The sequence below is a fragment of the Mycoavidus cysteinexigens genome, from assembly GCF_003966915.1.
Classification (GTDB): domain Bacteria; phylum Pseudomonadota; class Gammaproteobacteria; order Burkholderiales; family Burkholderiaceae; genus Mycoavidus; species Mycoavidus cysteinexigens.
The window spans coordinates 2,453,172-2,473,549 of record NZ_AP018150.1; the positions used below are offsets into that span (position 1 = coordinate 2,453,172).

General features: G+C 48.8%; 17 protein-coding genes and 1 pseudogene. 10 read left to right on the forward strand and 8 right to left on the reverse strand.

The genetic code is table 11. The annotated features are described in order from the left end of the window. Positions 1-268 precede the first annotated feature (268 nt). Complete coding sequence (locus tag MCB1EB_RS10355) at positions 269-1,348, forward strand: hypothetical protein (RefSeq protein ID WP_045364534.1); 1,080 nt, start codon at positions 269-271, stop codon at positions 1,346-1,348. 163 nt (positions 1,349-1,511) lie between these two features. Beyond that, positions 1,512-1,856: pseudogene (locus MCB1EB_RS10360) on the forward strand (protein translocase subunit SecF); the annotation flags it as partial. 9 nt (positions 1,857-1,865) lie between these two features. Here the strand turns inward: MCB1EB_RS10360 and MCB1EB_RS10365 are convergent. The 4 genes from MCB1EB_RS10365 to purN form a co-directional block, all read right to left on the reverse strand. Then, complete coding sequence (locus tag MCB1EB_RS10365; protein ID WP_045364532.1) at positions 1,866-3,371, reverse strand: hypothetical protein; 1,506 nt, start codon at positions 3,369-3,371, stop codon at positions 1,866-1,868. Positions 3,372-3,618: 247 nt separating this feature from the next. After that, positions 3,619-4,191 carry a phospholipase D family nuclease gene (locus MCB1EB_RS10370; protein ID WP_045364530.1) on the reverse strand — a complete coding sequence of 191 codons (573 nt, stop codon included), beginning with the start codon at positions 4,189-4,191 and terminating at the stop codon, positions 3,619-3,621. A 295-nt stretch (positions 4,192-4,486) separates the two neighbouring features. Continuing rightward, positions 4,487-5,764, reverse strand: a complete 1,278-nt coding sequence (locus MCB1EB_RS10375) for an RsmB/NOP family class I SAM-dependent RNA methyltransferase (protein WP_045364528.1) — start codon at positions 5,762-5,764, stop codon at positions 4,487-4,489. After that, positions 5,761-6,405: a phosphoribosylglycinamide formyltransferase gene (gene purN, locus MCB1EB_RS10380; protein ID WP_045364526.1), complete on the reverse strand. Its 645-nt coding sequence runs from the start codon at positions 6,403-6,405 to the stop codon at positions 5,761-5,763. Before purN ends, MCB1EB_RS10375 begins: the two co-directional genes overlap by 4 nt. 290 nt (positions 6,406-6,695) lie before the next feature. Here purN and MCB1EB_RS10385 point away from each other — a divergent pair, with 290 nt between their 5' ends. The 8 genes from MCB1EB_RS10385 to MCB1EB_RS10420 all read left to right on the forward strand — a co-directional run bounded on the left by MCB1EB_RS10385 (position 6,696) and on the right by MCB1EB_RS10420 (position 15,651). Then, positions 6,696-7,652, forward strand: a complete 957-nt coding sequence (locus tag MCB1EB_RS10385; RefSeq protein WP_045364523.1) for a bifunctional riboflavin kinase/FAD synthetase — start codon at positions 6,696-6,698, stop codon at positions 7,650-7,652. Next, positions 7,633-10,473 carry an isoleucine--tRNA ligase gene (ileS, locus tag MCB1EB_RS10390; protein WP_045364520.1) on the forward strand — a complete coding sequence of 947 codons (2,841 nt, stop codon included), beginning with the start codon at positions 7,633-7,635 and terminating at the stop codon, positions 10,471-10,473. The genes MCB1EB_RS10385 and ileS overlap by 20 nt, the downstream gene beginning before the upstream one ends. Further along, the gene (lspA, locus tag MCB1EB_RS10395) at positions 10,473-10,964 is read left to right on the forward strand and encodes a signal peptidase II (protein ID WP_045364516.1); all 492 of its coding nucleotides are present in this window, start codon (positions 10,473-10,475) and stop codon (positions 10,962-10,964) included. Before ileS ends, lspA begins: the two co-directional genes overlap by 1 nt. Position 10,965: 1 nt before the next feature. Next, positions 10,966-12,162 (forward strand): bifunctional phosphopantothenoylcysteine decarboxylase/phosphopantothenate--cysteine ligase CoaBC, encoded by a 1,197-nt coding sequence (gene coaBC / locus MCB1EB_RS10400; protein WP_045364513.1) that lies wholly within the window; start codon positions 10,966-10,968, stop codon positions 12,160-12,162. 2 nt (positions 12,163-12,164) lie between these two features. Continuing rightward, positions 12,165-12,611 (forward strand): dUTP diphosphatase, encoded by a 447-nt coding sequence (gene dut, locus MCB1EB_RS10405; protein ID WP_026921477.1) that lies wholly within the window; start codon positions 12,165-12,167, stop codon positions 12,609-12,611. A gap of 296 nt (positions 12,612-12,907) precedes the next feature. Continuing rightward, the gene (locus MCB1EB_RS10410) at positions 12,908-14,035 is read left to right on the forward strand and encodes a WD40 repeat domain-containing protein (RefSeq protein WP_152034325.1); all 1,128 of its coding nucleotides are present in this window, start codon (positions 12,908-12,910) and stop codon (positions 14,033-14,035) included. A gap of 173 nt (positions 14,036-14,208) precedes the next feature. Continuing rightward, positions 14,209-15,195 carry a WD40 repeat domain-containing protein gene (locus MCB1EB_RS10415; RefSeq protein WP_045364507.1) on the forward strand — a complete coding sequence of 329 codons (987 nt, stop codon included), beginning with the start codon at positions 14,209-14,211 and terminating at the stop codon, positions 15,193-15,195. Between the two features lie 99 nt (positions 15,196-15,294). Next, positions 15,295-15,651, forward strand: coding sequence for a DUF167 domain-containing protein (locus MCB1EB_RS10420; RefSeq protein ID WP_045364504.1), 357 nt, complete (start codon positions 15,295-15,297; stop codon positions 15,649-15,651). Between the two features lie 291 nt (positions 15,652-15,942). Here the strand turns inward: MCB1EB_RS10420 and lpxC are convergent, their stop codons facing one another. From lpxC to MCB1EB_RS10440, 4 genes are all read right to left on the reverse strand, one after another. Further along, positions 15,943-16,860, reverse strand: a complete 918-nt coding sequence (gene lpxC, locus MCB1EB_RS10425; RefSeq protein ID WP_026921481.1) for a UDP-3-O-acyl-N-acetylglucosamine deacetylase — start codon at positions 16,858-16,860, stop codon at positions 15,943-15,945. A gap of 172 nt (positions 16,861-17,032) precedes the next feature. Next, complete coding sequence (gene ftsZ / locus MCB1EB_RS10430) at positions 17,033-18,214, reverse strand: cell division protein FtsZ (RefSeq protein WP_045364501.1); 1,182 nt, start codon at positions 18,212-18,214, stop codon at positions 17,033-17,035. A gap of 126 nt (positions 18,215-18,340) precedes the next feature. Beyond that, complete coding sequence (gene ftsA, locus MCB1EB_RS10435; protein WP_026921483.1) at positions 18,341-19,570, reverse strand: cell division protein FtsA; 1,230 nt, start codon at positions 19,568-19,570, stop codon at positions 18,341-18,343. A 54-nt stretch (positions 19,571-19,624) separates the two neighbouring features. Continuing rightward, on the reverse strand, positions 19,625-20,374 hold the full coding sequence (locus MCB1EB_RS10440; RefSeq protein WP_026921484.1) for a cell division protein FtsQ/DivIB: 750 nt from the start codon (positions 20,372-20,374) through the stop codon (positions 19,625-19,627). Positions 20,375-20,378 lie beyond the last annotated feature (4 nt).

A 20,378-nucleotide genomic window follows, 5' to 3' on the forward strand; every position in this document is an offset into this window, starting at 1 on the left:
AATAGATGTGAAATTTTGTGTAATTTGGCATGCCCACAAGGCGAAACGGAATCCATCCTGCCAAACTTGAAGCAGTCCAACTCATGTAGAGAATCATTAGGTTGCGTGTCGTTTTTTGCAAATATTTCCTTTCAAAATTAATCGGTGATACATAGCCGAGAGCGGAATGTAGGTAAAAAAACAATAGCTTTTTGGTTTTTTCGAAAAAAACAACTTACCCTTTGGACAATCATGTACTTATCCATTTACTAATGAACAGGAGAGGCGCATGAAAACAACATGGTTACCTACCAAGGGATTGGCTAGCTCGTCAGAAACTAAATCTAGCAACCCTGGAAAATCTTCAGGGATTTTAAAAAATGCAAAGCTTACTTATAAGCCTGATTTAAAAATAAATTCATCTTCTAAAAAAATACAAAAAACAAAAAATATCGGCAATATGAATTTTGAGTTTCATAATGGCACTCATGGTAAAAAGAAAGCAGAACAAATGCGTCTCAAAAACAAATATCATGTATTAGTATCGGGTAAAACACACCAGTCTGAACACCCTATTGGATGCAACGTACTTCTTGCTGGTCTACCGCGATATGGCACTCCAAGATTTAAGCAGGAATTTAGTGAGAATGGAAAGTGGACTCAACTAGCCAAGCAAAATAATCCATTAAATTGGAAAGCCGACCTTGAAAAATTGAAAGAGACAATCCGGGACATTGAAAATTTTGCACCAGCCTATCAAGAAGTCTTAACAGCACATAACGTCGATAAAACCTATCTCGGTTTTGTTTACCATATAGGAACTGGAATGCACGGCTCAGAAACAGATCAAAATCCAGAAACAAGTAGTCGTGCTTATCGAGAATGTTTAACGATATATCTGCATAATAATCAACCTGGGGAGGCCATCGCATTTAATCAAAAATTGTATGCCAATACCACTTATTATCAATATGCCGTAAATGCACCTTCAAATGGATTTACGATTCCTGTGCAGCAGGCAAATAATTCTTATTTGCAAATGCTTACATTAACAAAAACAATCCCTTATCTAAACGAAGAGGGAAATGTGCAAATAGCAACCCTATCCACCCAAGGCAAACTCCATGCGTTTGAAGCTAGAGCAATGATGTTAAAAGCAGGGGCATATCCGAATTTAGAGGAACGCAAAAGATTCTTTAAATTGGTGACCTATACCAGCACTTCTCAAGAAGGAATTTTTTCACGTAAAGAAGCGCCAACAAAAGCCGAAAGCACTCCTATTGCAGTTCAGACGAATGGGCAAGCGGTCTTAAAAAAAGAGCATGACGACTACTTGAGGATGTGGAATCTCGGCTCAGGGGATAACTGAACAGAAAACTAGATAGCGCACCTTGAATCAGTACATCAAAGCGCTATCCGCATGCCTTTGCCAATTCTTTGCATATTCATGCATAAGCACCAGAAAATCCCGAATAATCAGCATATTCTCTGCATTTTTTCGCTGGGCCGCACGCATGGGCCTTCATTAAAGCCTGAAGTTTGTCGGTCCGCAAGTCGGCAAAAAATTGGCGGTGCATGGGTTGCTGACCTTACTCTGCGTGGTGCTCGGTATTATTGTTTATCTGTCATTTCGCTTCGAGTGGAAATATGCCATCGCACGCACCCGTGCCAATTGGCACGATGTAAACATTATTCTCGGCTTCTTTACATTTTTTCAATGGGAATTTTCACTCTCAGCCCTGGCGGCAATGCTCGCCGCACTAAGCTATTCAGTGAATGAATCAGCGGTAATTTCCGACCAGATCCGGAAGACTTTCCGTAAAACTTGCAAGTTAACCGTCATCGAGGTGATTAACCACGCGATTACGCGTACCATGCAATTTGGCTTAACGAACTAAATTTAACCCAATTTTAGGATAATCCTTACCTAATTTTTCTTTTACTGTCGCCATTGCTTCGTTGACTTTGTTTTTCGAATTTTCATTCGTCAGGGTTCTCATTAAAGAGGCATATTCTTTTGTGAGAGAGGCATAATCTTTTTCAGAAGTTAAGGCGCTGGCTTTCTCAATAAATGCATTTATTGAGCGTTTCTCAGCAATACCCTTCTCCACATTTAAAAGTATTGTGGGTGTGAGTGCTCCGTACTTATTTGGTTCAGCTTCAATAGCACTCTTCAATTTTTTTAGCGAAGCTAAATTAGGTGGGGTACCGGCTAAATCGCCGACGACATGTGTCCATCTGGCACGACGGTCTTGAATCCGCTCCTGCAGCAGCCCGTGCAACATAGTCCCCAACTTTGTTTTAGCTTTTATCTGCCCTTGAGTAAGGCCTTTTTGGTTTACGAGTTCTACATATAAGGGCATAGCTTCTGCAAGAGTTAAACTTTTTGTTCGCATACCACCTAATGCAAAAATCAGTTTCTCCGCTTTTTCTTGGCCTCCATGACTAATAGTTGAAGAGGAAGAGGCTTTCGTATTCTGAGTGGAAGACTTCTTAGAATGAGAAGCGTTAGATGTGCCCGTAGCCTGATAAGGTGGTGGCGATTGTTGCGACTGAACAGCCTGATAAGATGGCGGCGCTTGCTGAGACTGAGAAGCCTGATAAGACGGTGGCGCTTGCTGAGACTGAGTAGCCTGATAAGATGGTGGCGGTTGTTCAGACTGACTGCCTTCTTCAAAAAATGTATTTTTTGATCGTTCCTCTGCAATACCCTTATCCACCTTTAAAAGTATTGCGGGTGTGAGTGCTCCGTACTTATTTGGTTCAGCTTCAATAGCGCCCTTCAAATCTTTTAGCGAAGCTAAATTAAGTGGGGAATCGGCTAAATTGCCTACGACATCTTTCCAGCTGACATTAGGGTTTTGAAGCTGCTTCTGCAGCATCATCCCCAACTTTGTTTTAGCTGCCATCTGTCCTTTAGTAAGGTCTTTTTGGTTTGCGAGTTTTATATACAACGGCATAGCTTGTGCAAGAGTTAGATTTCTTGTTTGCATACCACTTAATGCATTAGTCAGTTCCTCCGTTTTTACTGGATCTCCATGATGAGTAGTTAAAGAGGAAGAGGCGTTCATATCCTGAGTGGAAAATTTCTTCTCAGAATGAGATGCACCAGACATGCCCGTAGCAAGATAAGCGGGTGGCGGCTGACCATATTTTGCTTGTGCCCCTGAGGAGGCTAATAGTTTTGATTGTTTGGGTTTAATGCCAGCATTGAAAAAATTTACTTGGAGAGATTTTGGTTTGCCGCCCAAGCCCTTTAAATCAGAATGATCCTTGAATGCAAACCCTGATGGTGTTCTCTGTGGAGTGTTTGGTGTGCTCGTCGGAGTGTTTTTCTGATGAATCTTACTATCAGGTAGCGTCAAATTCGAATGAAATTTTACATTTAACATTACCTTCCCCTACGTATGCAGTACTTAAACGCACTATAGAAGGTACCTGCATATTGTCTTGCTGCAATTTAGAAAAATGTAAAGCCAAGCGAAGTAGTGGGCTTACGCAAAATCTCTTACCCGCATAGATCCTCCAATCTATGCGGGTCTCGTTCTTTCTGCAACGTCGCCGTGTCGTATCAACTGTATAAGCGAAGCCGTTAATAGAACCGGGCCCTGGTTGATAGGAATAAAACCCTTTCGAAAATTAGTACGTCAAAGCGCTATCTGCATGCCGCTGCCAATTCTTTGCATATTCATGCACAAGCGCCGGAAAATCTCGAATAATCAGCATATTCTCTGCATTTTTTCGTTGCGCTGCATGCGTAAAATTAAAACTGCCGGTAATCAGCACTGAATGCGCGCTGTTAGCATCAATAATGATAATTTTGTTATGCGCGTTACGATACTTCACTTCGCGGCGCACCCAAATACCTGCCTTGGCCAGTGCGGTTATGCGCGCATCACGCCCTTCTTCTAGCCGCCCAGCATCCACTAATATCCGCACCTCAACGCCGCGCTCATGGGCCTTCATTAAAGCTTGGATAATGCGTTTATTGGATAACAGATACGCTTGCACAAGTACTTGTTTGCGCGCACCTTGCAAAGCGTCTACGATAAGTCCTTCAACATCATCACGCGGCACAAAAGCAGCCTGCATCGTGCCTTGCGCCTTTAATACGAGAGGCGGCGTATAAGCAACTGGTCCGCGGGCATCGCTTGCAGTCACTAAGGATGCCACTAAAACAAGCAGTCCGCTTAAACTGAAAAAGAGTTTCATGAGTCCATAACAAAAGCTTTTAATCCGAATTGGACGAAACTATAATTCAGATTAGACGTAAGTTAAATCCATATTAGACGGCGTTTAAATCCAAAATAGTCGACCCCGACGCAATGCTTTTTCCGCGCTTTTCGATTGAGTGCCTTCTATAAAGAGCTACGCAAACTGGCGCAGATCTGCCAAGACGAATTTAAGCTGGGAATTGTTTTTATAATGGGGAAAACATTATTCCATGCGGAGATCGTCTCTTTGCGGCGCCTATATCCTGTCTTTGGGGATCCGCCTAATTTGAACTTTAAACACAGCGCTCAAGCACTGCTGCAAAAAAACCATCGGTCATGTGTTGATGCGGCCATAGAGATAGATAATCCCCGGTATCAAGATCAATCTGCTGCTCAGCTAATACTTTATGAGCCGGCACTAATTGAAACTCTGGATGCGCGGCCATAAAAGCCTCAACCACCGCTTCGTTTTCTGCTGCGAGTAAGCTACAGGTAGCATAAACTAACCGTCCGCCTGGCTTAACCAGACGCGCGGCGCTAGCGAGAATCGAGGCTTGCTTCACCGCTAATTCAGCCACTGACGCTGGCGTTTGCCGCCATTTAAGATCCGGGTTACGCCGCAGCGTACCTAAACCGCTACAGGGCGCATCAATCAGAACACGATCAATCTTGCCAGCCAAGCGCTTGATTTTTGCATCATGTTCACTATCAATGCGTACCGGATGCACGTTAGATAAACCGCTTTTTGCAAGCCGTGGCTTAAGTTTAGCAAGGCGCCTATCAGCCACATCAAACGCATATAAGCGCCCGCTGGAGCGCATTTGCGCGCCTAGTGCAAGCGTTTTGCCGCCTGCTCCGGCGCAAAAATCAACCACCATTTCACCTCGTTTGGGGGCGACAAGATAGCACAGCAATTGGCTGCCTTCATCCTGCACTTCAAAATGCCCCTGCTCAAACGCGGACAAGCGATTTAATGCTGGCTTACCCGTCACGCGCACGCCTAAAGGCGCGAATGGCGTGGGCTGCGCCTCGATGCCAGCCTCAGCTAACAGGGCGAGTACGTCTGCCCGGTTTGCCTTAAGTGAATTCACGCGCAAATCGAGCGGCGCTGGGTGGTTGAGAGCAGCGGCCAGACTCTCGCCTTCGTCAACGCTCAAATTTTTCCCAGATATTTGCTGACTGAGGGCTGTGGCCAGCCAATCCGGTAGATTCATGCGAATGCGCGCAGGCAAGCTGGCCGGATCGATTTTTGAAACCCGCTCAAGCCATTCCACCTCAGCGGCAGAGACCGAGGGCAGCAAGCTTTGACGCCCCACCGTTTGCATCAATCCAAGCAGCGCAAGCCGCCGATTAGGCCGACTGCTACCGCTTTCAGCTAAATGCGCACACTCAAGTTTGCGGCGCAAGACGGCAAATACGGCTTCCGCGATAATGCCCCGCTCTGCATGGCCCAATTTCGGTTGAGAACGGAAAAAGCGACGTGTCACAGCATCTGCCGGTCCAGTAAACTTTAATAATTCGTTGAGCAAAGCCTCACTTTGCTCAATTAGCCAAGGGGCTAGTTTTTTCATATTAGATCTGCGCCAGTAATCAGGCATTGGGGTTCAGGGGGGGTCAGCGCCACGCGCGTGGCGTTAAGTGTCAGCCGGTCTTCGATAAACCAGCGGACGACACGCGGATAGAGAATATGTTCGCTCGCTAGGACACGCGCCGAGAGGGTGGCTTCATCATCGTCCGCCAATACTGGGACTACCGACTGCGCGATAATTGGCCCACCATCGAGCTGCGCGTTCACGAAATGCACCGTCGCGCCATGCACTTTAATCCCAGCGTCTAACGCGCGCTGGTGCGTATTTAGGCCACGGAAGCTCGGTAGCAAAGAGGGATGAATGTTGAGTATACGGTTTTCATAGCGCTCAATAAAAGGCGCCGTAAGCACTCGCATAAAACCAGCTAATACAATCAAATCTGGCGTAAATGAATCCAGCGCCGCCACTAACGCTGCTTCAAACGACTCGCGCTCAGGATAGTTTTTTGCCTCAACCGCAACGGTCGCAATCCCTTGCGCGCGGGCAAATAGCAAACCTTTTGCATCCGCCCGACTTGCAATCACAGCCACAATGCGCGCAGGCCAACGCTGAACTTCACAGGCGCGTACAATGGCTTCCATATTGCTGCCACGCCCAGAAATTAGAATTACAATTTTTTTCATTGACGGATTTTAACATTAGAGACGACCGACGCATTCGCTCTTCGTAATTAGCCCCTAGTGCTATACTTGCTAGCTCCCATATCCGAGCTAGTTAAAAAGGAAATGACCTAGCTCTAAGAACTATTTACCCAGCACAGCAAGCAGTTAAAATAGGCGGAACTTGAGCTTATGGCGGTATCGCATCGGAAAGTGTCAAACCATTCGCGCAATCGAGAGCGCCTCATTCACTCTGAGTATCATCATCGATCACAGCAGACCCATGGCTGCGCACAACGGCATCGAGACTGAACGTGAGAGTTTTTAGAGGTCTTTCTAACGCGCGCAATCCAGCGCCTTGCGCCTTAACCATTGGCAATTTTGATGGCGTGCACCGCGGGCACCAAATGTTGCTTGCGCGCCTGCGCGAGCAAGCTAAGCAGCGCGGCTTGCCCGTGTGCGTGATGACCTTCGAGCCCCATCCGCGCGAATTTTTTAATCCGGCAAGCGCACCGCCACGTATTGCCCTTTTGCGCGACAAACTTGAAGCGTTAAGTCTCTATGGCGTGGACCAAGTGCTGGTTGAGCCCTTTAATGCAACCTTCGCCAGCCAAACCGCCGATGCGTTTATCCAGCAGATCATCGTGCAAGGTCTAAATACGCGCTGGCTTTTGGTAGGTGATGATTTTCGCTATGGCGCAAAACGGGCGGGCGATTTTGCCGCCTTACAGACGGCCAGCAAACAATATCGTTTTGAGGTTGAGCAAATCGCTACCCTGACCAATGGCAGCCAGCGCATCTCTAGTTCCGCCATACGCGCGGCTTTGCTCGCTGGAGATCTGGCCCTGGCTCGCGTTTTGCTGGGCCGTTCTTATATGATGAGCGGCCATGTCATACATGGCAATAAACTGGGCCGCGAGCTGGGTTTTCCGACCCTGAATCTCAGGGTAGCGCCGCAACACCTAGCGCTTTCCGGGATTTTTGCGGTGGCGGTGCATGGGCTAGCCCAAAATCCATTGCCCGCCGTCGCCAGCCTTGGCATCCGGCCTACGGTCGACAATTCAGGCCGGATTTTGCTTGAAACGCATATACTCGATTGGCAGGGCGACGCTTATGGCAAACTACTACGCATTGAATTTCTAAAAAAACTGCGCGGCGAGGAGAAATATAATGACCTCGCCACGTTACGCACTGCAATTGCGCGCGACGTAGAAAACGCGCGGGCATTTTTTATCTCCTCTGATTATCACTATGAGCAACCCGAAAACTGATGCAAAACCGGCCGCAAAATATCCGGTTAACCTTCTAAACACACCTTTTCCAATGCGCGCTGAGCTGCCGAAGCGCGAGCCGCAATGGATTAAAGAGTGGCAACAGAAAAAGGTTTACCAAAAAATTCGCCAGGTTTGCCAGGGCCGCCCCAAATTCGTTTTGCATGACGGCCCGCCTTATGCCAATGGCGATATTCATCTTGGTCATGCCGTGAATAAAATTCTGAAAGACATGATTGTGAAAGCGCGCACGCTGGCGGGCTTTGACGCTGCCTATGTGCCAGGCTGGGATTGTCATGGCATGCCAATTGAAATTCAAATTGAGAAAAAATTTGGCAAAGCGCTGCCCACCACCGAAGTGCAACGCAAAGCGCGCGCTTATGCAAACGAACAGATTGAACGACAAAAAGCAGCTTTTCAACGCCTAGGCATACTCGGCGATTGGGATGATCCCTATCGCACGATGGCTTTTGCGAATGAGGCCAATGAAATTCGCGCCTTCGCCAAGATTTTTGAAAAAGGCTATGTCTTTCGTGGTTTAAAACCCGTGAATTGGTGCTTTGACTGCGGCTCAGCCTTAGCTGAAGCTGAAGTGGAATACAAAGATAAAACCGATCCTACGATTGATGTAGGTTTTGCGTTCGCAGAACCGGAAAAAATCGCTCAAGCATTTGGCTTAGCCACGCTGCCGCAACTCAAGGGCTGGATCGTTATCTGGACCACAACCCCGTGGACGATTCCCGCCAATCAGGCGCTTAATCTGCATCCCGAATTTAGCTATAGTTTGGTGGATACGCCACGCGGCTTGCTCATATTGGCGACGGAGCGCGCTGAGGCGTGCCTGCAAGCCTATCAATTAGACGGCAAGATTATTGCGTCAGCGCCGGGCCAAGCGCTCGCGGGACTACGCTTCCATCATCCGCTAGCCACCCTACATGCTGATTATCAACGCACTGCGCCCATCTATCTTGGCGATTATGTCACTCTAGATACCGGCACCGGTGTTGTCCATTCAGCACCCGCTTATGGCGTGGAAGATTTTATTTCGTGTAAAGCGCATCAGCTCGATGATGCGCAAATTATTAACCCAGTGCTGGGCAATGGCTGTTACGCCGCATCGCTTGGGCTGTTTGGCGGGCTTTCGATTTGGCAAGCCAATACTAAAATCGTTGAAGCCCTCGAGCAAGCCAACAGCTTATTTAGAAGCGAGCTTTATACGCATAGCTATATGCATTGTTGGCGGCATAAAACGCCGATTATCTATCGCGCGACCTCGCAATGGTTCGTTGGCATGGATCTGATGCCGAAGGAAGGCGGTCAAACCCTACGCACTACCGCATTAGAAGGCATTGAGGCGACTCACTTCTATCCAGCCTGGGGTAAGCAACGCTTGTTTGGCATGATCGCCAATCGCCCTGACTGGACTGTATCGCGGCAACGTCAATGGGGCGTACCGATTGCTTTTTTTGTGCACAAAGAAACCGGCGAGCTGCATCCAAATACGCTTGCCCTCTTGGAAGAAGTGGCCAAGCGCGTTGAACAAAACGGGATTGAAGCATGGCAGACGCTCGATCCGCGTGAATTACTGGGCGCAGACGCCGATCTTTACGAGAAAAACCGCGATACGCTCGATGTCTGGTTCGATTCTGGCACCACCCATTGGCACGTATTACGCCACTCCCATAAAGATGTCACCCAGTTTCCGGCTGATTTGTATTTAGAAGGATCAGATCAGCATCGCGGCTGGTTCCATTCATCGCTTTTGACCGCCTCTATGCTCGATGGGCAGCCCCCTTACAAAGCTCTGCTCACGCACGGCTTTACCGTCGATGGACAAGGCCGCAAGATGTCAAAATCCCTGGGCAATGTGATGGCGCCACAGAAAATCACAGATACCCTTGGCGCTGAGGTGATTCGACTTTGGGTGGCTTCCACTGACTACTCAGGCGAACTTTCGATTTCCGATGAAATTTTAAAACGGGTGGTCGAGAGCTACCGGCGTATCCGCAATACATTGCGCTTTTTATTAGCGAATTTGTCTGATTTTAACTATGCGCAACATGCACAGCCGATAGAGAATTGGCTTGAGATGGATCGCTACGCGCTCGCGTTATCCGCGACACTGCAACAAGACATTTTGGCACATTATGCGCAATATGAGTTTCATCCAGCGGCCGCTAAACTGCAAACCTTTTGCTCAGAAGATCTAGGCAGCTTTTATCTGGATATTCTTAAAGACCGCCTCTATACATCTGCGCCCGATGCGCCAGCGCGGCGCGCAGCGCAAACGGCGCTTTATCATATTACCCACAGCCTATTGCGCATGATTGCGCCTTTTTTGTCATTTACCGCCGAAGAAGCATGGCGCATACTTCAGCCAGAAGCAGTGACGATTTTCACCGAGACTCATCATACTTATCCCGCCATAGCCGAGGCTGAAACCCTCCTTGCTAAATGGCAATTGCTCCGCTCCATCCGCAGCGAAGTCACTAAAGCGCTTGAAGCTGCGCGCACTACCGGCCAGATTGGTTCATCGCTGCAAGCAGAAGTCGAACTCAAAATGACCGGCGCGCGCTATGAGGTACTGGCTAGCCTAGGCGACGATCTAAAATTTATCTTGATCACGTCAACGGCAACGCTTGAAAAAGTCGCTCATGAAAATGACGAAGGCATTCAGGTAACTCCTTCAACCCATGTAAAGTGCGAGCGCTGTTGGCACTACTCTAGCGATGTAGGCGCCGAGCCAGAGCATCCCACTTTATGCATGAGGTGTTTTAACAATCTATTTGGCGCCGGCGAGCCTACGCGGAGGGCTGCATAATGGCTAATCAACAGAATAGCGAAACCTTCGTGCGTTGGCTGGGGCTAGCGCTCCTCATTATTTTGAGCGACCAGCTAAGCAAACTGTCCATTTTGAATCTTTACTCTTATGGCGATTCACATCCAATCACCTCATTTTTTAACCTCGTGCTGGTTTATAACAAAGGCGCGGCTTTCAGCTTTTTAGCGCATGCCGGTGGGTGGCAGCGTTGGGCTCTGAGCGCGCTGGGCGTAGCCGCCGCGCTTTTTATCAGCTATTTGCTTAAGCGACACGGCAGCCAGAAACTTTTCTGTACCGCGTTATCTTTGATTTTGGGCGGGGCGCTAGGCAATGTGATTGACCGGCTCTTATATGGACATGTGATTGATTTTCTCGATTTCCATTTACGGGGCTGGCATTGGCCAGCTTTCAATGTAGCCGATAGTGCAATTACCTGCGGGGCTATTTTGCTGGTTATAGATGAACTGCGCCGCGTACGCCGCACACGTTAACATGGATCTACTCAACAAACATTTGGTGCTGGGCCTTACTGGCGGCATTGCCTGCTATAAATCAGCGCAGCTAACCCGTCTTCTGAGCCAAGCTGGTGCGAAGGTACAAGTGGTCATGACCGATGCGGCGACTCAATTCATCACGCCGCTCACCCTGCAAGCTTTATCAGGTCGTCCGGTGTATATCAGCCAATGGGATCCGCGCATGAGTAACAATATGGCGCACATTGATCTCTCACGCGCCGCGGATGCCATCCTGATTGCGCCTGCTTCCGCTGATTTTATGGCAAAGCTTGCCCATGGACGCGCCGATGATCTTTTATCCACTTTAGCGCTTGGACGCACCTGCCCACTTCTAGTCGCTCCGGCAATGAATCAACAGATGTGGCAAAACCCAGCGACCCAGCGCAACCTTGCTCAACTCCGCGCCGATAACATTAGGGTGCTTGGCCCCGATGCAGGGCCCCAAGCATGCGGCGAAACCGGCGCGGGTCGAATGCTTGAGCCAGCAGCCATTATGGAAGCCATGGTTGGATTTTTTCAACCGAAACTGCTTACCGGCAAGCGCGTACTCATTACAGCCGGCCCGACCTATGAACCAATCGATCCGGTGCGCGGTCTGACCAACCGCTCAAGTGGCAAGATGGGCTTTGCGCTAGCCCGCGCAGCGGCGCAAAGTGGCGCGCAAGTCCACCTCGTTGCCGGCCCTACCCCCCTCGCGACGCCAGCCGATGTCATCCGTCACGACGTACAAACTGCTCAGCAAATGCTGGATGCCGTGCTAGCGAAAATCGCTGAAACCGATATTTTTATTGCAGTCGCAGCCGTTTCCGACTGGCGCGTTGACCAGACTAGCGCCGAAAAAATTAAGAAAAATAGCGAGTTTGTCGCGCCGCATCTCACTTTTGTTGAAAATCCAGATATTTTGCAGCAGGTCGCCCATCTGCCCAAGCCCCCCTTTTGCGTCGGGTTTGCCGCAGAAAGTAACGAGCTTGAAAAACATGGGCAGGAAAAACGCATCCGCAAAAATGTGCCGCTTTTAGTCGGCAACCTTGGTCCTAAAGCTTTTGGCTGCGAGGATAACGAAGTCACATTGTTTGATGCAAAAGGCGTCACCCCGCTACCGCGCATGGATAAACAAATGCTTGCGCGCACGCTCATCGCCGAAATTGCCCAACGTCTAGCCCTCACAAATTAAACATGAAAATCGATATTAAAATCCTCGATCCACGGATGCGCGATCAATTACCGCATTATGCAAGCGCCGGCAGCGCTGGCCTCGATCTGCGCGCGTGCCTTGAAGCGCCGCTAACGCTTGAACCTGGCGCCACTGCCTTGGTGCCCACAGGATTAGCGATTCATTTACAGGATCCAGGCTATGCCGCACTTATCTTGCCACGTTCAGGGCTTGGGCATAAACACGGGATTGTGCTTGGCAACTTGGTGGGATTAATTGATTCCGACTATCAAGGGCAGTTAATGATTTCCACCTGGAATCGAGGGCAAACTCGCTTTACGCTCGCGCCCTTTGAGCGTTTGGCTCAACTCGTAGTCGTGCCTGTAATGCAGGTTGCATTTAATTTTGTCGATGACTTTGTGCAAAGCACACGCGGAGAAGGCGGTTTTGGCAGTACGGGCAGAAAGTAGGCCCGCTTTTTTAATACCCTTTACTTATTTCTTCCTCACGTTTGGGGCTGAACCTATTTCACTCAGCCCTATCGCATATTCTGAAAAAGGCATCAAACCGTCTTTAAAAAATCAAACGTCTTAATCGATGTCATGTATTTTATAAGAAGAAAATGACACTCGTTCGCCTAAAATAAAACACCATCCGCTTTATCCTGCTTCAATATCCAACCACGCTCCAGACGGGAAATCCCTTCTATTCTTTACTCAAGTTGTGATAATATAAATATATTAGATATTACAATCTAATAAATAAATTGAATAATGTTTTTACTAAGTTGGTTATGCTGTCAAATATTTCTCTTTGTTCTAAGTCATCTTGCTTTCTCCCACGCGCACAAACACTCAACACCAAACCTCTTTCCTCACAGCGCACTTCGCCAAACTCCGAACCTCCGCGAGGCAATACCGCCTCGCTTACGGCACCACAGAATTCGGCTGAAGAGACTCGAACCGTATACAGTACTGCCGCCTCACATGATGGTAAATGGCTGGCTTTGTCGAGCGCTAACCAAATTCAATTATGGTCGCGTGCTCCCGCATCACAGTACACGCTTAAAAGTCATAGCGATTGGATCAGCAGCATAGCGTTTTCTGAAGATAACCAGTGGTTGGCTTCAGGCAGCTACAATGGCACGATTCACTTACAACAAATCAAAAATAACCAGCCGGCTAAACTCCACCACAAATTAAGCTGTGGTGAAATGAGCATAAGTAGCATGGCGTTTTTACAAAATGGACAGGTCACCCAGCTAGCCGTAGGCACGATCGATGGAAAGATTTCTATATGGTCACTCAACAATCTATCAAAGCCAGAATTTGTCAAGCCATTATCTGTTCCTGGCCCGATCTATCAGCTCGCATTTTCCGGTGATGGCCAGTGGCTAGCCTCAAGTAGCGATAATTTTATTAATGTTAATGTGTATGACCCAGTCGGTAATAACGTAATCGATAAATTCGAACTGACTGATGAGAATAAAAAATTTTTTGATGCGACTTGCGTTACTTTTTCACGCGATAATCTTTGGTTGGCTTCGGGTAGCACTGATGGCGTCATCAGGCTTTGGTCATTAGCGAACCAAACCACAAAGCCTAGCCTACGATATACGTTTGAAGAGCATACCGCGGCCATCAACTGCATCGCTTTTTCAGAAGATAGCAAGCAACTCGCTTCAACCAGTGTTGATAATACTTTTGGCATACGGTCCCTAGATTCTGAGCAATCTCCAGCCGTCCTTCAAACCTGTAGCGAAGACTTATTATCCATTATTTGGCAACCTAAGCTGAGTCAAAATCCATTGTTGTTAACTCGGGGATTAAACCGTGCTATAAACTTGCGGCAGGTAGAAACCCATGGCCTCTCTTTGCACTGGACATCACATTAAGATAAGCTTCCTACCATAGCAATGACTATTGAGAATACGGTAAAATCAAATACTAAGACTCTCCGCTCTATGCATTTGTCTCAATTATAATAGCCTAAATTCCCGCTGCTTTATCAAGCATCACAATAAAGCAAAGCAATCTAAATTAACGATCTTTTATTCAAAAATTATTTATGTCATTGCATATTTCAAGCTTATTTCAGTCGACCTATTCTACCCTGCGCGCTTATGCGTTTAACCATAAAGCGGCGCCTCATCCTGAACGCGCTTCTGGTTTAGGCTCCTCCCTTGAAATTCGGCATGAGACTGGAAATCAAGTAGAGTCTGCGAGGCGGGCAAATGGCCCCTGGCGGCAGTCGACGCTGGCCGCTCAAATTCCGCTTAAAACCGAGCCTTTAGCCAGTTGTTATTCGCCTCATGCTACTGGGCAGGCGGTAGCTGAAGAGAGGTCTGACATCGCTAAGACTTTACAGCATATGTATACGTCGGGACCTTCCCGCACGGTGGAAAATATTGCGCCTTCGCCCAATAAGCCGTGGCTTGCTGCTCACTTTGGCCGCAAGATTGAGCTTTGGTCAATTGACTCTCCAGAAACTGAAACACCTAAACTCTTGCGAGTGTTTTCCGGGAATTTTGAAAACGTAACATCTGTGGCGCTTTCTCCAGACAGTAAATGGCTAACCGCAGGTAAGGCTGATGGTTCCGCCCAAATGTGGTCAACCCAAACGGCGGCACCTACATTTAAGACATTTTCTTATGTGCCCACGCATAGACAGGCTCTGAATGGGTCGTCCACCACGAACCATGTCGCATTCTCACCAGACGGCAAATGGCTTCTAGGCTGCAATGGGAACGTTAGCATCTGGTCAACCACTGCTGATAAACCAGCGCGCTCGTGCTTACCACTTAATGACCCGGCGCATGCGATTGCATTCATGCCAAATGGCCGTTTGGCGGTGAGAAGCGAAGATTGCTCGGTCAGAATATACCGCTTTACTGAAACCGATGAACTCGAGCCTTTGGGTGAACTTGAAAATCATTCTCAAGAAGTGAAGAGCGTCGCTTTTTTGCAAGATGACGAGTGGCTAACTTCAGGCAGTCAAGGGGATACCGTTAAATTATGGGCGCGTGAAGCCAACGCCGATATTTCTAATTTGTGACGCACATTTAAAGATTGTGTTAGCGCGCCCAGAATTTGACTTTCACGCCAGACAGAAAATGGTTAACGGCTAGAGTAATTTAAATCACTCTCTCAAACCATGAAACGTAACAAAGTAAACCCAGGAGCCAGCAAAACTCAGCGCTCAGTTCAGCGCTCGGTTTTTTCCTGGGAGGGCGATACACTCATTCTCAATATTCTCGGCAAGCCAAACGCCAAACAGGATGCTATTGGCAAAATTAAAGGGCATCAGCTCAAAGTCAGCGTCACGGCTACGCCCTGCGACGGCAAGGCGACCGATCATATAGTGCGCTTCCTTGCGAGAGAATTCGGCGCGCCTATCTCAAACATCGAAGTCGTGTTTGGCCGCATGAGTGTCAACAAGCAATTGCGTATTAAAGCCCCTAAGCGGCTTCCCGCAGTCATTGAGCAGCAGGAACTAATTGCCAGCCGTTAACTTATCTGTATGTGCACGACCTCAATTAGGGAAATCCGCGATTGATGGCTTACCTCCCTATTTCCTACGTTTTTCTTGATAGTTCTTCGTTAGCAAAGTAGTTCAACTACTGCTGGCAAAGGGTGCAGACAAAACTATTAAGGATAAGAACGGTTTAACTGCACGCGAGCTCGCGCAGCAGATGAATCGAGATGAAATATTTGATTCTCTGTTAATCGCCAATCAGCCCCGGGGAAGCAAGCTTTGACGCACGCGTTGGTGTCACAGTCAGGGCTTATGCGCTATCAGAAATCACGCATAAGCCGTTTGCACATCAAAGGCAAAACCGCGCGGCGCTTTGCGGGAATCCTCAAAGGTCACAATCTCATAAGCATCTTCATGCGCGAAGAGTTCGCGCAATAATGCATTGTTAAGCTTGTGCCCTGACTTATACGCCGCATAAGAGGCCAACAATGGGTGGCCCGCTACGTATAAATCCCCAATCGCATCCAGCATTTTGTGCTTCACGAATTCGTCTTCATAACGTAATCCATCGTTATTTAAGATGCGATATTCATCGAGCACAATCGCGTTATCCATACTACCGCCTCGCGCTAAACCTAATTCGCGCATCGCTTCAACTTCATGTGCAAAGCCAAAAGTCCGCGCGCGCGCTATTTCGCGCACATAGGAGGTGTCAGCAAAATCAACCACGAGTTCCTGGCCTGTTTTGTCAACGGCAGGATGGTGAAAATCGATCGTAAATTTGAGCTTAAAACCAAAGTATGGATCGAAACAGGCAAATTTATCGCCGTCGCGCACCTCAACGCGCCGTTTAATTTTGATAAATTTCTTGGCCGCGTTTTGCTCTTCAATACCAGCGGACTGCAATAAAAAGATAAAAGAAGCAGCGCTGCCATCCATAATTGGAATTTCTTCGGCGGTCACGTCTACGTAAAGATTATCAATGCCAAGCCCGGCACAAGCAGACATCAGATGCTCAATAGTTGAGATGCGCGCACCCTCTTTTTGCAGCACGGAGGCAAGTCTGGTATCGCCGATACTAGATGCAGAGGCTTGGATTTCAACTGGCGGCGTCAGATCAATGCGCGTAAACACGATACCCGTATGAGCTGCAGCAGGACGGAGCGTAAGCTCGACCTTCCGACCAGAATGCAATCCGATGCCAACGGTTTTGACAATTGATTTGATTGTGCGCTGCTTGAGCATATTTAATATTTATAATCGAAAACATTGAACCAATAGACTGAATTATACTCAATTCAGCTCATTTACTTTTATCAAACTGTTGCGCCCTGTTACAAAAAGCAAACTAGTGCGGGCGCTAGTTGGCTTTTTGTGTAGCTAGGGCGAACAGCGTGATAAGCGTCAGCGCCGCGCGTCAATCCGCTTGATTACGCAAAAAGGCTGGAATATCGTATCGATCCACACCTTTTTTCTCTAGCGCGCTGACATGCGCAGATGCCGTTTCACGCGAGCTGCGCCAAACAGCCGGGGTATCCAATGCGCCATAATCGGTGGTGTTCGACAATGGAGTATGCACCGAGTTCATTGGCGCATTATCCGTTCCGGTTCTTAATAGGGCCATGGGTACCGCTTGCACTTTTTTGTGCGCCCGACCTAAGCCCGTCGCCACTACGGTTACGCGCAGCGCGTCGCCCATTGCGTCATCATAAACCGTGCCAAAAATGACCGTTGCATCTTCAGCCGCATAGCTTTTGATTGTATTCATGACTTCGCGCGTTTCAGACAAGCGTAATGAACGGCTCGCCGTGATATTGACGAGCACGCCGCGCGCGCCCGACAAATCGACCCCTTCTAGCAATGGACTCGCCACAGCCTGTTCCGCCGCCACGCGGGCGCGATCGATGCCAGTTACCGTAGCGGTGCCCATCATCGCCTTGCCTTGTTCGCCCATGACGGTTTTTACATCTTCAAAGTCAACGTTGACTAAGCCTTCGACATTGATGATTTCAGCAATGCCCGCGACAGCGTTATGCAGTACGTCATCCGCGCATTGAAAGCATTTATCCATTTCAGCTTCATCGCCCATGACTTCAAATAATTTGTCATTCAGCACGACGATTAATGAATCGACTGCCGCTTCAAGGGCTTGCGAGCCTGCTTCAGCAATTCGCATCCGTTTGCCCCCTTCAAACTCAAAGGGCTTCGAGACTACACCGACTGTCAAAATCCCCATTTCTTTAGCGATTTGCGCCACCACTGGCGCCGCGCCTGTGCCCGTACCCCCGCCCATGCCAGCGGTAATAAACACCATATGGGCGCCGCGCAAACAATCGACGATGCGCTCGCGCGCTTCTTCGGCGGAAGCTTGTCCGACTTCAGGTTTAGCTCCAGCGCCTAAGCCTGTTTTACCCAGTTGAATCACATGCGCAGCTTGTGAGCGCATCAGAGCTTGCGCGTCTGTGTTCATGCACAAAAAATCGACTCCTTGCACACCGCGATTAATCATGTGCTGTACCGCATTGCCGCCAGCCCCGCCAACGCCAACCACCTTAATGATGGTGCCACTGGTTTCTGTTTCCAGCATTTCAAATTCCATGGTAACTCTCCAACAAAATTAAATTAATTTAAACCTTAAATTCCTACTGGCTTTTCGATGCTTAAAAGTAGTTCAAACCACCGCCTCGCTGTTGCATCTACATCCCCACTCTTCCCTGTTCATTTTTTAAAAACTGCGTAAAAACCATTCTTTCATGCGTGCCCAAATTTGCGCCGCCGAGCCGGCGCGCACCGCAGCCTTACGACCCCTACTGCGCTGGGCATGGCCTTCGAGCAAAAGCCCCATCGCGGTTGCGTAACGTGGGCTGCGCACGACATCAGCCAACCCACCTATATAGTGCGGAACGCCCACTCTGACCGGTTTTAAGAAAATATCCTCGCCCAATTCGATCATGCCAGGCATCAGCGCTGCGCCACCGGTTAACACCACGCCGGAAGACAATAATTCTTCATAACCCGACTCGCGCACGACCTGCTGCACAAGTGAAAAAAGCTCTTCAATGCGCGGCTCGATGACTGCCGCTAGCGCCTGTCGCGACAACATGCGCGGACCACGTTCACCAAGCCCAGGCACTTCAAGCATTTCATTTGGATCCGCCAATACTTGCTTAGCAATACCGTGATGCACCTTAATGTCTTCTGCATCTGGCGTAGGCGTGCGTAAAGCCATAGCAATATCGCTGGTGATTTGGTCGCCCGCAATTGGAATCACCGCTGTGTGCCGGATTGCGCCTTCCGCAAAAATAGCGATATCCGTCGTGCCACCGCCAATATCCACTAACGCTACGCCTAGCTCTCTCTCATCCTCAGTCAGCACGGCAAGGCTTGACGCTAAAGGTTGCAGTACCAGATCATTCACTTCAAGCCCGCAACGGCGCACGCATTTGACGATGTTTTGCGCCGCTGAGACCGCGCCTGTCACGATATGCACCTTGACCTCTAACCGAATCCCGCTCATGCCAATGGGTTCTCGCACATCTTCTTGCCCATCGATAATGAATTCCTGGGTGAGGATATGCAGTACTTGCTGATCGGTCGGGATATTGATGGCTTTCGCGGTTTCGATCACGCGCGAAACATCGGCCGGCGTCACTTCCTTATCTTTAATCGCCACCATTCCGCTTGAATTAAAACTGCGGATATGGCTGCCGGCAATACCTGTGAACACATTCGTGATTTTGCAATCAGCCATGAGTTCGGCTTCTTCTAGGGCGCGCTGAATAGACTGTACGGTAGCTTCAATATTGACTACGACGCCTTTTTTAAGCCCTTTCGAGTCGCTTTGGCCAAGACCAATCACTTCGTAGCGGCCCTCGCCCTTTTGCTCAGCAACCACGGCAACCACCTTCGAGGTGCCAATATCGAGTGCAACTAATAGGTCTTGATAATCTTTCATAAAGTCAAATTAAAGCAGTAATAATCAAAGATCCAGCCGATTTAAGCAGCACGATTATTCCCCAGGCGGCGCAAATTGCAGCCCCGCCACACGCACCGCAAAGCCATTTGGATAGCGCAAGTCAACATATTCAATCTGCGTGCCCCATTGTTGGGTGAGGTATTGCCAAGCAGCCACCAAACGGTTGCAGCGTTGAGCCAGCGTGTCCTCATGCAAATTTTCACTAAGCTCACGCCCCAATTCAATGCGCATGCCATTCGTCAGTTCAACGCTCCACGCATAGCGGGGCGATAAGGTGACCTCTTGCACGCGTGTCCCCAGCGGCGCCAGCCAACGCTTGAAATCGTGATAGCGCGCAACCACTTGTCGTTCACTGCCTGGTGGCCCATTAAAGACCGGTAAATCGTCGCCAGCTTCTGCCAGATTAGCGCTGAAACGCTCACCTTGCGTACTGACCAGCCAATCATTGCCCCACGTGCCAAGCGGCGTATATTCATCGAGCGTGACGGTTAGCTGGTTAGGCCAAATCCGCCGCACGCTGGCGTGACGCACCCAGGGCATAGACTCAAAAGCGGCGCGCGTAGTATCCAAATCCAGGGTAAAAAAATTGCCCCGCAATTGACTCATAATGGCGCGCGCCCCTTGCAGATTGAAGTGGCTAGTCGCACCTTCAATCCGCAAAGCGCGCAGCGCAAAAACCGGCTGCCGATTTAACCAAGACGCTAGACTCACCAACAATATCAACACTCCACATGCGCCAAGCAAGTTAGCCAGTAAGTTAAGTTGACGAAGGTTGTGCCACATCCTG